Consider the following 15,377-nt stretch of genomic DNA (forward strand, 5'->3'; position numbering starts at 1 on the left):
GCCGCTATGGGGCTTTTTGTTATGCGTTGATTGCCCCATCATTTCGATAGAGGGAACGGATTACGTTTATGCCCCTATTGGATGCGTGCTACTCTTTTTTGAAAATGCGAAGTTCATTTGGGTGGATTGAGGGTGAGTCTCGTGCCTTGAGGGTTGTAAAAGCGTGCATCTCTAGGTTCATTTCAGATGATTCATCGTTAAATCAGGGCTACCAACCAATGTCAGGATTACATGTAACCTGTGAAACCCCAAGCAATGGGAGCGACTACGCCTAACCTGCCTGTGTCTAGACCCATCTGATCAAATGATTATTGAAGATAACGTTTACAACATTTACCATAAAACTATGCTGTACAGAGAGTATTCATTCCATCGCAATGATCTACTTCATCGATGCATCTGTCCGGCATACCGCAACAGCTCACGCATTCTATTTTCCATTAACCAAGGAGGTCTATTAATGAAATTATTCCCATCCACATCTACTCATGTGTCTGCACGATCTGTACATTCCCTGAAGGAGCGTTCCCTCAAATCAAAAATGGCCCAGATCTGTCTGAGTGCCGCATTCCCTCTTTTATTAATTGGTGGTGGATCGGTTAGCGCGGCGGATGTAATCGAGAGCAGCTTGCAGAATAATCCATCAGAAGCCGTGGCTACCTCAAGTGTGACACTTGCTGCGGGTGATCTCTATGTCTCCCCTAACGGCTCAGCCAGCAATCCGGGGACCATAAATAGTCCAACGTCGCTGGCCAACGCATTGACCCAGATCGCCCCGGGTAAAACGATCTATCTGCGCGGAGGAACCTACAGCTTCTCGCAAACCATTACCATTGAACGCGGTAACAGCGGCACCTCCTCACAACGTAAAAATCTGGTAGCGTATGGATCGGAAAAACCAGTCTTTGATTTCTCCGCTCAAGCCTTCGCTTCCACCAATCGTGGACTGCAAATGTTCGGAGACTACTGGTTCGTCAAAGGTCTTGAGGTGAAAGGTGCGGGTGACAACGGAATCTTCATCGGAGGCAGCTACAACCGCCTTGAACAGATCGAAGCCCATCACAATCGGGATACGGGGATTCAAATGGGACGTTATGCTTCCACCGCCGCCAAGAGTGAATGGCCTGCGTATAATGAAGTGATTCGTTCCTACTCCCACAACAACTATGACCCGGATGACGGTGAGGATGCAGACGGTTTTGCCGCCAAACTGACCGTTGGCCCGGGCAACGTCTTCGACGGTTGTATTGCCGCCTATAACGTGGACGATGGCTGGGATCTGTATAGCAAAACGGACACAGGCGCCATCGGCGCGGTCACAATCCGCAACAGCATCGCCTACGCTAACGGTGCAACATCAGACGGTACCTCCACCTCTAACAGCGATGGCAACGGCTTCAAGCTCGGAGGCGAGAAAATTGCGGTGAATCATATCGTTGAGAACAATATTGCTTTTAATAACAAAAAGCACGGCTTCACCTACAACAGCAATCCCGGTTCGATCCAGATGAAAAATAACACCTCCTGGAACAACGGGCAAAGCAACTTTGCCTTTGATGTAGGCACCCACATCTTCACCAACAACCTGTCCTTCCAAGGCGGCGCCAGTGACAAAACAAGCGGAACCGACGTCAGCAGTACCAACGTCTGGTGGAAAAACAAAAAAAGCGAGAACGCCAAAGGCCTGCTCGCCAGCACAGCCGACTTTGTCTCCCTCGTGCCTTCGGTAACACGTAGCGCGGACGGAACACCTGTCTTGGGTAATTTCCTGAAGCTTGCTGGTGGCAGTGATCTGATTGGATCGGGTACACCTTCGGGTACGAATATTGGGGCGCGGTAAGTGGTAGGTAATATGATAAAAGAATAAATTAATAGCAAAATCCCCTCTCCCATTCCAGCCTGATCGGTGGTAATGGAGGAGGGGATTTTTGAATTGCTCTGTATTGTCTGCTGGCTTATGAAGTAGATACTCACGGTTTGGCTAAAATCTCAATCATCAGTCTGCCGCCTGTGCGAAAACCTTGCTCAAACGCTGCTTCCACATACATGGATGTGGACTGTCCGATCAAGTCTATGAGTTGCTCCAAAGCATCGTATTCCTTCCCCGTAAGCTGTGTTTTGTAATCCTGCATCAGGTCCGATATCTGGCGATTGATCTCCTGATACTCAGTTTGTTCAGGATGAATCGACTCGTCCAACCGCAGGTTCCCGTGAAACAAATCCTCAATCAGGTTTGACATATTATCTTTCATGATAAGGTCACCTCAGGAAGATTGTACATCAAGAGATGAGGTGAGATAGGAATTTAGCGGGAAATCCGCTAAATCAGTCTTTAGTTCATTCAGAAGAAAAACTAAGCTCTTATTAGAAATTGCTCTCTCCCTTTCGAACTAATTCTTTAATTCGTTGATCTATTTTCTCTATTTCATTCACAGGATTCTTCCACCAGTTTCTACTCCAGATTCGCTCAATGATCCAGCCTCTTGATTCCAGATATCTTTGTCTGTAAACATCACGTTCTCTAGCACTTGGCGAACTGTGATACATAGCCCCATCACATTCTATACCTAGAATATACCTGGAAGAATCATTCGGATGGACAACTGCCATATCAATTCGATATCCCGACATCCCCACCTGAGTAGTCAGCTCATATCCCAAGTTACGTAGTTGCTGATACACTTGTTCTTCAAATGGAGAATCGAATTGCACGGATTGTTGAACTGTCTGCGTGCTTATTGTTTCATTGATCTCTTGGATCACTGATTTGATATCTTCATTTTTATTTCCAGACACGGCTCTAGCATATTTTAGGTAACTTTTGAATAGCCTAGGACCTGGTTCAGAGGCATTTGCTACATTTAAATCCTCAGGCTCAATGCTGGAAACCACTGTTATACTTTCCTTAGCACGTGTAATCGCCACATTAAGTCGATTTTCACCATTCTTTTGATTGAGTGTTCCAAAACGGTTATACACTTTACCATCTTCATTTTTAGCGTATGCGATAGAGAAAATGATGATATCTCGCTCGTCACCTTGGACATTCTCAATATTTTTGACAAAGAGCCTTTCATCTAAGTCACGAGCCATTTGTTCTGTGTAAAGTACCCTGAACTCTTCGTCTTCTAATACTGTTTTATCAATCACGTCAAGAATTTTAGACTGTTGTTTCGCGTTGAAAGTAATAATACCAACCGATTTTTGATCTTGTTCGATTAATATCTTTTTCAACTGCATAACAACTTCCAAGGCTTCGACCTCGTTCGATTGGTTCAACCATCTGCCGTTTACCTTCTTCCAGACAATTGCAGGAGGTTTCTTAAACGGAGTAACGTTTGGTGCAATTTGGACATACCCATTATAAAAAGCATGGTTAGAGAAGTTAATTAGTTCTTCATATTTTGAACGATAATGCCACTGTAAAATTTTTTCTGGAAAGCGTCTTTTCGCTAGATTGAGTAAGCTTACAGACTCGTCGACATCATACTTTGCTTCGTCATCTTCTTCGTCATCTGCATAGCCGGATCTAAACAAGTTAGATGGTTGAAGTTGCTTTTCATCCCCAGCTACAATGATTTGCTTACCACGGTATACAGAAGGCATACTACTTTCAACGGTTAATTGCGAAGCTTCGTCAAAGATAACGATATCAAACATTCCCTCTTGAAGAGGAAAAATAGAAGACACCACATCTGGCGAAGCCAGCCAAACGGGTAAAATATCTGCTAATACGTTATCGCTAAATTGGTTTACTAACTTACGAAGAGGCCAAATTAATCTCTTTTTACCCGTTTGATGTTTTAACTCTTTTGTAAATTGTCCTTTATTAAGCTGTAAAAGATTCACATGATTTTTTAATTCGTTAATTAAATATTTTGCGGATACTTTCCGTTTCTCTTCCAATAATTGTGCAAATGATTGGCGTATTCTCTTAAATTCATTTGTAGAAATCTTTTGAACATCGGGATATTTCGCTTCAATTTGATCAATCCAGTGTATATATGCTGAATTTTTAAAAATTTCCACCCAAAACTTATTGAGCGACTGTTCATAATCGACTTCTTTTTCCTGCAACACTAAAATAACACTTTTTATTTCACTACTGGACTGCTTCCAGAACGTATCCATTGATTTCAAATCATCAAAATCTTGCTGGAAATATTCTAAAAACAAGATTAATTCTTCTAAAGGGATATCGCCGTCCGCTACTCTCTCCTGTAATCTGACTACATGTTCTTCCTTAACTATAGAACGTAATGCATTCAATTCTTCTGTTAGTGTCATGGTTAATTTGCCTAAATCGTGCGTGTTCTTCAAAATCTTTTTAATCTTTACCCACTCGCTTGAATTCGTCCCTTTGAACACCTCTCCATTCAGAATCTTATCAATAATGGACTTGCCTGTAATCCTGGTCCACCAGAATAAGCGTAGCCCTAGAAACGAACGCTTTTGCTCTCCATCAAGTTCTGGGTATATTTTGTTTATCTTTTGTTGTACTTCCCAAGCATAAGCAGGAGTGAACTTTATCAGACCTAGCTTTTCGATAATAGCTATGGCTATTTTTGCTTTGTCGATTAAATCTTCCAATTTTTTAATCGTGTCCAGTTTCTTTTTTATATCAAAGTCAGCAAAACTTTTACGATCACGAAGCGGATAATGTTCTTTTCCATACAACTCATACCATTCTCCATAGGTGAATATAGCCTCCGTCATTTTAGGAAAAGAATCCTTCGCCAACTGATCAGAAACACTTTGTAGCGAAATGATCTTGTTCGAATCGATAATAGGATTGGATAGGCCATAAAGTTCATACAATCTGTAACCAAACGGTTGCTTTTCGTAAAGTGCTTTTGCGATTGTATTAAGTAATTTTTCTTGCTCATTCAGCCTTGAGGTAACGTTTATTAATTCTTCTACAGCTTCAGCAAATTGCAAATCGTTATGCTCTAATACTGTCGTTATCTTTTTATAAAGCGATTTTCGATCAATATTTTCATCGTGCACCAGAGCAATATGATCACTTAAACCCAGTGTATTCATCCGTTGATAAACTACATCTAATGCAGCTCGTTTTTGACAGACTACAAGAACTTTTTTCTTCCTATGTAGAGCATCCGTAATTAAATTTACAATAACTTGGGATTTACCCGTTCCTGGAGGTCCGTGGACGACTAGACCTTTTTGAAAACGGGCTTCTCGAATAATTTCCTCTTGCGAACCATCACTTTGCAATACATTTAAAATGTCACCTTTAATATCAACTCGCTCATCAAGTTTCACTGGATTAGCCAGTAACCCTTCATCCCTTAAAGAGTTATTATTAAAATCAATCATTTCTCCCACTAATGCAAGAGAGCTGGTCTCATTTAAATGAATTAATTCATCAAAATCACGAACAATGGCTGACCCTCCTTGCGGAAAATCTCCTATCACTGCATTTTCCAGCAATGTCATATTTGCTACTTCTGGAATGTCATTAGACATGTACTCTTTTAAGCGACTTAGCCCCGTTTCTGTATATTCGACCTTTAGCTGTTGCTTTCCTAAGAAATCGATAACTTCTTTAAAATCCATAGAACCTGCAACTGAGACAGCCTCTTCAAAAATCTCTTCTGGGAAATTAAGTTGATTTAGTTTCTTTAAGGCCAGGAAAAGCGTTCTATTGAGCTGCGGGCCACCTTCTTCGAGTTGTATCACCCATTTTTGTAGTTTTGTGTTGTCTTTCTCTAATCGGATTGGAAATAAAAAAAGAGGGGCTTGAATAAAGGTACCATCAAAAAGAGTTCCTGATAAAAATGGATAGCCTAAGTATAAATCGTGGACACCTGATTCATCTTCTGTCGCTTTAATTTGACGATAGAGGTCTGTAAGCTTTTTGGATAAACTTATTGATTTTTCATTATCAATTGATGGTTTCAGTAAGGTGATTTTTTCTTTGATCCTCTGTTCTAAAATTCCCTTTAGAATTGATTCCGTTTCTTGCTTTGTTTCCACAATATCTATCATAGAAAGGTCAAAGCTCCATTTTTGATAGATCTTTAATAATCGAATAGAGCGATTACGTTTATTGATATTGTTTAGCTTGTCACGCATATGCACTAACTGATCTTTCAATGTTTTCACTTCCTTAAAACAGAAATTATATCAATATGGTATTATATTACACAAGAAAACTGAACAAACAGCGAAGTATAACAGAAAATTGACAGGTAATCAAAAGTAGTACACCGACAACAGCATTGACAGCTGAAGACGGTGACTCGTCAAGTTACATAAAATTAGACCCAGCATAAGCTGGGCCACATAGTGGTAATTGTAGGTGCAAGTAACATTGTGTAACAAGAAAAATATCTTCAATTCAATTATAACCCTAAATGATATCCGTTTTACAACTTAAATAAACCTAAAAATTTCTTTCGTGGTTCATTTTTAATAGCATAAGATGTTAGTTGACCAAGCATTTGAGTTAATCCGTTCTCAAACTCTAAAGATTCATCATCTGCACCAGTATACGCATGGGCTATTTCATGTAACAGAGTGCCTGAAAAATCGATTACATTACGTAATTGGCTCCGTTTGATCGTAATCCTCTTTTCTAAAGGTTCCCACAATCCAAGTGCTTCAAAACCAGAATAATCGACCCGCATCGTCTCCGAGATGCTAATTTCTTTTATGTTTTTTGTCTGACTACTGGGTAGCCAATTTAAGATTAAATCTTTTACAGCAAAAACCTTTTGTTCCTCTTTTGACAAACTAGAGACAGGTATGTAAGTAAAATGAAAACTTGTATTAAACTCTTCTCGATAACCTTCTAAATCTCGAATAGGACTCCCCTCTATGTCTTGGAGTTTTGTAAGTCTATAAGCAATGGACTCTGGGACGACCACAACTCGGTAACCATCATCCTGGGCATGAGTGACTAAAGAACCACCATTCCTCATTTGGTCAGGCGTGAGAAAAATTACATTTTCGTTAGCATTTAAAATTTTACATGCATGGAGTTGGACATCTGTCCATTGGAGTTCGTCATGAATATAACCTGTTTCGTAATTTTTCAGATCCGCAGCCATTTCATTAGCAACGACTGAATCAGTACATGCAAGTAGTATAGATTTCACTCTATCTGTATAAGCACTGCGCCCGACGTTCGTGCGCTCCCGGTTGAGAGCTTTGCGTAGCGCCGCATTGGTAGAGGTAATATTATAGCTAAACAAGAAATTTTCTTCTTCGGCTACACACAGCCCGTTCACATAAATTCTTGCTTTATTCTCTTTCTTTGGTTTTAAAACCGAACCGTAAGACGTTTTTTCTAATATTTCATCCCCTGAAAAATGTAGAAAGAAATCTTTAGCTTGTTCCATGTCCTCATCGTTGACTCCGTATAAAATTACATCAGTTCCAACAAGGGTAGGATCAGATGGTGACTGAATTACAGCATGCAGGGTAACGATATCATCAAATCCATGCTTATTGCTCTTGTCCATAGTGATATCTGCATGACGAGAAAGAATCAAGATTTGGATATTTTGACGGTCAAACGTAGCCATTGCATCCTTCAATCCTACGCCAAATTTTCCAATAACCATCTCAGGATTATTTAACTTTTCCTTATTTTCGTTTTGTGTAAAGTGCTCATATCGCAAACCACGGCCAAAATCACGAATATGCCATGCTCCCTGCTCATCCTTGTAAATCTTTGGTACAGACGTCTCTGATAGTAAATATTCATCGAAGGCATTAGCAATTAGTTCTCGTAAAGCGTAGGCAGGGGTCCAATGTTCAAGTACTTTTTCAATATTTAAGTCAAACTGACGTGCGACTTCCATTATGGTTCTCCTCCTTAGATATATTTCATATTGTCGTTATGTATGGTCATGAATGAGACTCAACTGCCAGCAAAACTATAAAAGCTTACAATGAACTGATGATCATTTCATCAACTCATACTGTAATAAACTGTGATTCAAATGAAAATAATCTAATCCTACTTTTCGTATTTTAATTCACAAAACACCTTCCTGTAAAGATTCCCATTTTTGAGATGTTAAGGTTAACGCTTGGTAGAGTTCAATGATATACCTGTACTTACTCATGTAAGTTTTTGAGTTGACTAGATTCAATTGTGAATCATCAATTAGCCGATGCGGCCTACCACTCTCTTTTTATGAGGTCAAATTTCAGATAACTTCATATTTAATTTAGGATACTCGGCAGCAACTTTTAAATTTACATCAAGTAACAGACTTAATACCTCCTTTGGGATTGTACTTATACGTTTTCCGTTCATCTGATGATATAAATTTAATTGTTTTAACATTCTTCTATGTTGGTCACGTTCGTATAAAGATCCGTTAACTTATTTGCCTCTTCCTGCCAATCTAGACCACACTGTAAAAAGTAATCTGTAAACCATTCATAGTAGGACGGGTTGATTGGATTCGACAGGATCAATCTTTTATACATCATCATCACACATAGGATCGGCAGAAAGAATCTTGAAACTCAACATTAATCGTTTCTAATTAAACAATCAGCATGGTTAACGATCTTTCGCGATTATTGGCCCTCAATCTCACAGACCTCAATATATTTTTCGTTTAACCATTCTAATGCTACTTGCTCTTCTTCTTTCAAGATAACGCCTCGCTGGCTTTTATATTGAAAGTTCTCTTTTGCCCATAACAATAGTATCTTTATATATTCTAACGTCTCAATTTCACATGTACTGTCCTCTTCATCTTCTTCTGCAAAGATATCTTCAAAAGTTGTAAAAGACTTGTTAGATTTTATTAAGTTCACATTCCCTCCTCCCTCGTATAACGTTATTTTCCCTATCATTAATTCGATTAAGTTTCCGATCTCTTCCTGGATCGTGGCGAAGTCTCCAAATATATCTGATCCCAAAGAATTACTAATCAGATAACTATTCTTTAAAGATGAATCCCTGCCTAAGTCAAGAATAACTTCGTTGAAATCTTCTTTATATTCGATGGTATATCAATACTTAATCATCTTCGTAGCTCCAATCTTCTTAATACAATGGACAGGCGGATGTAATCATATCAAGCCCATAATAATTTATTCAGCACCCTTATTTGCTGGCCTCTCGCCTTCTTTGTTTATTTTCTGTATGCAAATAAAGCTCATTCCTCACAACATTTCAGGTGGGAAGAGCTTTCGGATTTTTATAACACCAATCGGGGTCATACGGTAACGTTTTAGTGCTTGCATATCTTCCAAACTGTACACCCAATACTTGGACTATGAATACTATGGACGTATAAAATAAACGAACATTCGTTGTTCTTCGCAAATGATATATGATTCACAATCAGTGAGTTAAGAATGTAAACCCAATCTTTTTTTTACCATATCTAATAAATTATAAATCTCCTGTTTAGCTTCTGGGTGCTCCTCCACGTACTTCTCACTGTAAATCATCAAATAGTTATAAAATTCATCATGCTCCATCACTGCAATTACATCTTCATCATATGCTGGCGGCTCTCCAATAAAACACACTTTCTGATCACCAATATACTCTTCCTCTTCTGGCATATGATAGGATGAAAATTGTACCTCCAGTGGACCTGAACCATAACCATGTCTCTCATGATCTCCGAAGTATGTTAAAGCTCTCGGAAAATCAATAATCCAGAAATAAGATTCGACTAATCTATCTATTTCAGCTTTTGTTGTCAAAATTTTGTACATCATATCTCTCCTCCGATATTAATTAAAAAGCAGGATAAAAGTTCTTTATGTTCCCTTTTTCATCTACGAACCCCACAAATTTCAGCCCATTTAATTCTCCTTTAACTATCCCGTTTTTCACGTTTCCAGCCTGTATCTGTGGCTCTAATGCTGCTTTTCCCCAATTATACATTTTTTCATTAGAGATTATATTAGGATCATATACTGTTTTGGGATCATTCACTCTCTTCCCAAGCACATTTCCATTTGAGTCCGTTATCGGTTCAAAAATACTTTTATCTGATTCACTTCGTTTCAAGGACGGAATTTGATACTCCACCTCGTAGATCCCCTCGACATTGTGCTTCTTGGGTTCACCTATAAAATAATCCTTTTTAACACTCAGCCCATACTTATTTGCGTCTTCTTGTAAGGCCCCATTGAATTTGTCCATATTATGACCACCTGATACTCCAGGTCTACTACCTCTCTTAAATCCATCAACGTTTACTAGGTGAGCATATGGCCTTTGCAATTTCTCAGCATCACTTACATGTTCACTTATTACTGTCTTAGTTGCTTGTCCCTTGCCCTCAGAACCCTTCTTCTGCTCATTCGCTTTCCTCGCTTCAGCCGCTTCCATATTCTTTTTAATCTTCGCCACAGCTGGATGAGAAGAAGGTACGCGAAACGGCCCTTTGCCACCCGGCATACTCCCGCGAACCATCTGAAATGCCATAAATAGCTGACTGAACTTCAGAGAAGTCAACATCATCTGAGCATACTTATCGGATACAGGCTCGCCTGTGAAGGGATGAATTCCATTTTCAAAGGCTTTGATCTGCATCACATAAATATCTTCCCCTGGCACTTCAGCATCCGTAGCTTGCATCCGATTAAAATCCAAATGCCCCTGATCCTTCTTATATGCCTGAAGGGCTGCCTGATCCGTAACACCATTCTCGTTCACAGGCAACCACATCAGCTTCCCATACACATTGACTTGCGCCATCCGGTAGCCTTTATCCTCCGTACCCGCATCATCACCCAAGGTCTTCATCATTACTCCCGCACCCACAGCGCCAACAGCACTTCCAAGACTCACCTTTTCAGCATCGACATTCTCAAATCGCGTAGCGATCTCCTTGAGTTCCTTGGAGATGCCCACCATACTCTCCAGTGCTTTATCCAATATAGGGTGCGACTGTTCAAACTCATAGTAGAATCGCTCCTGCGTCGCCCCCATCCACATCATCTGAACGAACATGATCTGTCTCGTCAGTTCACTGCGAATATGCTCCAACTGTTGTCTGGCCTGATCCACCTGATTGGATACATGATGTAGTTGCTCAGGAGTCACCTTAATTGTACTCATCCGTTTTCACCGCTCATCTGATATATGATTAACCTATGTTAGCAGAAGTACTAGTACAATACATCCGCCTAACCTCCTGATTTCACTGCATGAATCCACGCTCAGAATGATTTATATCCGTCCTTCAGCCCCATACGATCTCTACGTAGGTGTATACATTTCAAAGGGTTTTCATTCAATTTGACGACTAAAGGATACTGTGGCATTTCACTGCGACGAACAACAGACTTTAATTATTCATGGCATTAATGAAGTAACTTGACTTTAACTGGAGATCAAAGGTACTATATGTTTATATAAATGGAATATATTACAATTTAAATATCTATTTTGGAATCTTATATTATCAAGATGGGTATCAGAGCGTATCATACCTAAGATATCAATGCATATAAATGAGTTTTACATTTTGTCTGCAACACATAATCATTGGCAGGCATTCATTTTACATATACATTCCTACTTCATAGAGTTTTCTAGCCTGTAGAGGTCTACCTCCTTAATTTCTTTTTCAGTAAAGAAAAAAGGGGAAGAACCATCTTCATAAGAAAGGAGGGCAAGAGGCTTTAATCTGCAAGCAGGTCTATTTGTCGTTATCCATATTTTTGTAAAAGATTACCCATAACAAGAAAGGTGGAATTTATTGCTATGAGAAAATTGTTTAGTTTAGCTCTTATTCTTGTTCTTGTACTTTCGTTTAATGTGGCTGCCTATGCAGATGGTGATGTGACTCAAACCAAACCGTTGACAAAGGAAGAGATTATTAATTCCAAAGAATTCCGTGAAGCTGTAAAAGCGGCTAAGGCTGAATTTGAAGCGCAGAAGGCTAAAGATACGGGTGGTCCAGTTCTGTTTGCACCTGCTCCGAACGTATCTCACATTAATGTATACGGTGTTGTATCTCCTAATGGCGGTCAAGAGATTTACGGCTTCAATAACAACCCGCTCTCCACGACCAATGATCATGGCGGGGCTTGGATTCAGTGTATTACGTTCCAGATCGGTTATGACAGCAGTCACTTCGGCAAACTCGCTGGCAATACTATGACAAACAACTGGTCTGAAGCTATTGATCTGGACGGTGATCGTGTCATAGATGCTTTTGCCCATTCTTGGGTTTATGAATCCCCTAATACAACAGGCGGACAATTTGTAGGTACGGTCTATTCCATTAACATCCCAACACAGTGGACCGCTTGGATTAATGTCCGTTAACAGGAAGGATGTAATCAAAATATTGGAGGAATTGGCTATCCTGGTTCTATCCTGAGGAGGAATACGGGAGGTAAGCCCAAAAGCTCATCAGCTTTGGAAACGAATCGGATCGCCCCAATATGATATGACAGCTCATTCTTCTGCTAACAATTACGTTAGCTTGATCAGGCGCAGGGATATTTATCGCTGCGTCTTTTCTCATTGTGACGTTATCCTAAGAGCAGTAGCCGAGCAAAATTGCCAAGGCAATGCCGAGTATCTTTTTGCCACAACAAGTCTGAACTTGTCGCCCAACAATGCCACGTTCGCACTACTCTTGAATCCAAACTTTAGACTAAATAAATCCAGTGTCTCTTGTCGTACCTCTGAAATGCATCAAAAATAAACAAGCCAGCCCACGATTGGACCGGCTTGTTCATTCGAATTTCAACACATTAATTTGTTGAGAAAGCATGGCGTGCATTTTCAACCGCTAATTAGGGAGATACGCTCCCTGCGCCGCTATTTTGCTCTGTTTTTGTAGTCGGTAATTGAATCATTGGCGTATTGGACCCACTTACATATGGAAGGGCTCCATCCCATTTCTTGATGGTTTCATATTCAACGAGTTGGCTGGATAAGGATTGTTGAAGCTCTTTATTGGCTTTTGCTTGACCTTCTGCTTCGATCAATAGTTTGTCTGCATTACCTTGTGCTTCCACGCGCTTGCGTTCTGCTTCTTTCTTGGCGATCTCCAGTTCAGTCGTTTTACGTTCCAGTTCTTGAGAAGCTTCGACACGTTTATCGATGGCTTCCTGAGTCTTAGCGTCAGGTTGAGGAACACCTACGGTAACGTTGGATACGATAAAACCTAACTCTTTAACGTCATCCGAAAACCGTTGTTGCACGTCCACGCCTGCTTCAGATGACTTTTCACCATACACATCAATGACTGTAAACTTGGAAATACCTTTACGAGCTGCATCACGGAAACGTGTTTTGAGATATGTATCCTCAATTTCTTGAATGCTAATTGGCCCAAATGTGTTGAAAATAGAAGATACTTTACTTGGTTCTACTTGGTAGTTGTAAGCAAAATCGATTGTGATGTTTTTCCCGTCAGATGTAGCAATTTGAATATCTCTGTATTCCACCGTTTGAATTCGGATCGGATATTTGGTTACTTTATCGAACGCTCCAACCAGTTTCCACCCTTGACTCAGTGTGCTATCTTTTACCCCTCCATTGGGTGAATACACGACCCCAACATAACCATTAGGAATTCGTGTTAAAAAGAAGGTCACCATTAACACTCCAACAATAATAACCAATGCAACCGCAATGGCCCCGACTCTAAACGTCTTTGAATTTTTCATCACTTTTCTCCTCTTGTTTGAATTTATTGTATTTCTTCAGAATTCTACTACCTATTTTATTGAATAGCGGGATCATTAATGCCCATAGAATAAATGCTAGGATCAAGATTAAAATGATTCCCCCAATAAATGGCATATTCGTCCTCCCCTCTTTGGATGTAACCGAGTACAAATTTATAAATAGCAACTAATTATATCCTTCTTTATATATACTTTGTAAATTCATATTAGGTTTCAAGATATCCGGCGTCACTTCCTGTAGACCTCTTTAGATACAAACATATTCCGAACAAGACTGCCTTAGTCTTACAAAAAAAAGAGCCATCAAATTATTTGATGGCATTTACCAATGTGTAACTCTATACGAACCAAAATTTATAAACCATTGTACAACAGGCTACTGTCCCTCTGAATATATAAATACATAAGTACTCTCTTCCGATTTCTCTTCTGAGAAAACAAAACCTAACCGATCAAAGCTTTTGATATCCTCCACATCTGTAATCTTCCGCTCAGCCATATATCGTACCATCTCACCTCTGGCCATCTTGGCCCGGGTTGCCTTTTCAACAAGTTTCCCATCGACCATTTGTCCGAACACACAAGTGATCATCCGGGTTTCCTCCTTCAGGAAAGGCGTGATGTTCTTACTATACTCTTTGGAAGCCAAATTCAGAATACAATTGCTTTCAGATTGAAGCTGATCCGCCAACTTGCTGCCCCAGAATTGATAGAGCGATTTGAAACCTGGACCTTGCAGCTTACCCTGCATCTCCAACCGATACGGCGTAACGCCATCCAAAGGCCGTAAAATGCCATAAAAACCGGATAGTATGCGTAAATGCTGCTGAAGATACGCCAGTTCCTCATTTTGAAAAACACCCGGTGCCATATATTGATACTGAATGCCCTCATAGGCATAGATAGCTGGCGTAAGATTTGTTTTTATATTCATATTCCGAATCCGCTCCACGTTCTGTTCAGCGATTGCATCGTTACACTTCCACAACGTTTTGAGCTCGTCATAGGATAACTTTTGAAGCAGACTCAATAGCTGTTCTGACTCGTTTATAAATTGCGGCATCTGCGCGATAGCCATCAAATCGGTGTCGATCTTCATCTTTTTAGCTGGTGATATGATAATTCTCATCGTGCTAATCCATCCTTAATCTACCTTTGTTTTGTCGTTATTCATTGTACAGGATTGGATGGGTAAATCCAATGTCAACGCACATTCATTAATATCGTGGTGTATTTGAAAAGAACTACAAAAATGAACAAGCCAGCCCACTAATGGACTAGCTTAATCATTAAAACTAAAAAAGGCATCATCAAACTAATTGTTGTTACTGAATCAAATACTCTTGTGATGTTTAACTATATGTGGTCTATAGTTTTTCAAGCCATTTCATGCAAGAGATCTATTTCATCAAATATCCTTAAGTAAATCGTGTTCAAGGTCCCAAGGTTCTATTGTTTTTATTGCACTCAGCGGAATCAGTAATCGTGTATCATCGTGAGCCTCTTCAGGTACAATCACTATAACATTATTATGGTAATAATAATTAGTGTACATACCAATTACATTTAAGTTGTCAAGAAAAGTTATCTTGATACCTCTATTTAGATACCCCTTCATAAATATCTCTTGTTTTTCCACAATCTATCCTCCTATATCTTAATTATTAAATTTTTGTTTCCATCAGCCCAATCGTTATCGCACTTACAATTGAAAA

At 39.7% G+C, this 15,377-nt stretch carries 11 protein-coding genes; 2 read left to right on the forward strand and 9 right to left on the reverse strand.

Annotated features, from left to right (window positions below; translation table 11 throughout):
- The first annotated feature begins 460 nt into the window (after positions 1-460).
- Positions 461-1,840, forward strand: a complete 1,380-nt coding sequence (locus tag F0220_RS20160) for a right-handed parallel beta-helix repeat-containing protein (protein WP_105599574.1) — start codon at positions 461-463, stop codon at positions 1,838-1,840.
- 130 nt (positions 1,841-1,970) lie between these two features.
- Here F0220_RS20160 and F0220_RS20165 read toward each other — a convergent pair whose 3' ends face one another.
- From F0220_RS20165 to F0220_RS20190, 6 genes are all read right to left on the reverse strand, one after another.
- Positions 1,971-2,252, reverse strand: coding sequence for a DUF6809 family protein (locus tag F0220_RS20165; RefSeq protein ID WP_105599576.1), 282 nt, complete (start codon positions 2,250-2,252; stop codon positions 1,971-1,973).
- Between the two features lie 112 nt (positions 2,253-2,364).
- Positions 2,365-6,117 carry an AAA domain-containing protein gene (locus tag F0220_RS20170; RefSeq protein ID WP_105599577.1) on the reverse strand — a complete coding sequence of 1,251 codons (3,753 nt, stop codon included), beginning with the start codon at positions 6,115-6,117 and terminating at the stop codon, positions 2,365-2,367.
- A gap of 272 nt (positions 6,118-6,389) precedes the next feature.
- Complete coding sequence (locus tag F0220_RS20175) at positions 6,390-7,829, reverse strand: ATP-binding protein (protein ID WP_105599578.1); 1,440 nt, start codon at positions 7,827-7,829, stop codon at positions 6,390-6,392.
- Positions 7,830-8,559: 730 nt separating this feature from the next.
- A complete protein-coding gene (locus F0220_RS32980) occupies positions 8,560-8,802 on the reverse strand; it encodes a hypothetical protein (RefSeq protein ID WP_223199733.1) in 243 nt (80 codons plus the stop codon).
- Positions 8,803-9,342: 540 nt separating this feature from the next.
- A complete protein-coding gene (cdiI, locus tag F0220_RS20185; protein WP_146118061.1) occupies positions 9,343-9,720 on the reverse strand; it encodes a ribonuclease toxin immunity protein CdiI in 378 nt (125 codons plus the stop codon).
- A gap of 19 nt (positions 9,721-9,739) precedes the next feature.
- Positions 9,740-11,071 carry a WXG100 family type VII secretion target gene (locus tag F0220_RS20190; protein ID WP_105599581.1) on the reverse strand — a complete coding sequence of 444 codons (1,332 nt, stop codon included), beginning with the start codon at positions 11,069-11,071 and terminating at the stop codon, positions 9,740-9,742.
- Positions 11,072-11,719: 648 nt separating this feature from the next.
- On the opposite strand from F0220_RS20190, the gene F0220_RS20195 reads away from it, so the two are divergent.
- On the forward strand, positions 11,720-12,286 hold the full coding sequence (locus F0220_RS20195; RefSeq protein ID WP_105599583.1) for a DUF4879 domain-containing protein: 567 nt from the start codon (positions 11,720-11,722) through the stop codon (positions 12,284-12,286).
- A 476-nt stretch (positions 12,287-12,762) separates the two neighbouring features.
- Here the strand turns inward: F0220_RS20195 and F0220_RS20200 are convergent, their stop codons facing one another.
- From F0220_RS20200 to F0220_RS20210, 3 genes are all read right to left on the reverse strand, one after another.
- Complete coding sequence (locus F0220_RS20200) at positions 12,763-13,641, reverse strand: prohibitin family protein (protein WP_105599585.1); 879 nt, start codon at positions 13,639-13,641, stop codon at positions 12,763-12,765.
- Between the two features lie 397 nt (positions 13,642-14,038).
- Complete coding sequence (gene yaaA, locus F0220_RS20205) at positions 14,039-14,791, reverse strand: peroxide stress protein YaaA (RefSeq protein WP_105599586.1); 753 nt, start codon at positions 14,789-14,791, stop codon at positions 14,039-14,041.
- 279 nt (positions 14,792-15,070) lie between these two features.
- Complete coding sequence (locus tag F0220_RS20210) at positions 15,071-15,301, reverse strand: hypothetical protein (RefSeq protein ID WP_105599588.1); 231 nt, start codon at positions 15,299-15,301, stop codon at positions 15,071-15,073.
- Positions 15,302-15,377 lie beyond the last annotated feature (76 nt).

Source organism: Paenibacillus sp. 37 (assembly GCF_008386395.1).
Classification (GTDB): domain Bacteria; phylum Bacillota; class Bacilli; order Paenibacillales; family Paenibacillaceae; genus Paenibacillus; species Paenibacillus amylolyticus_B.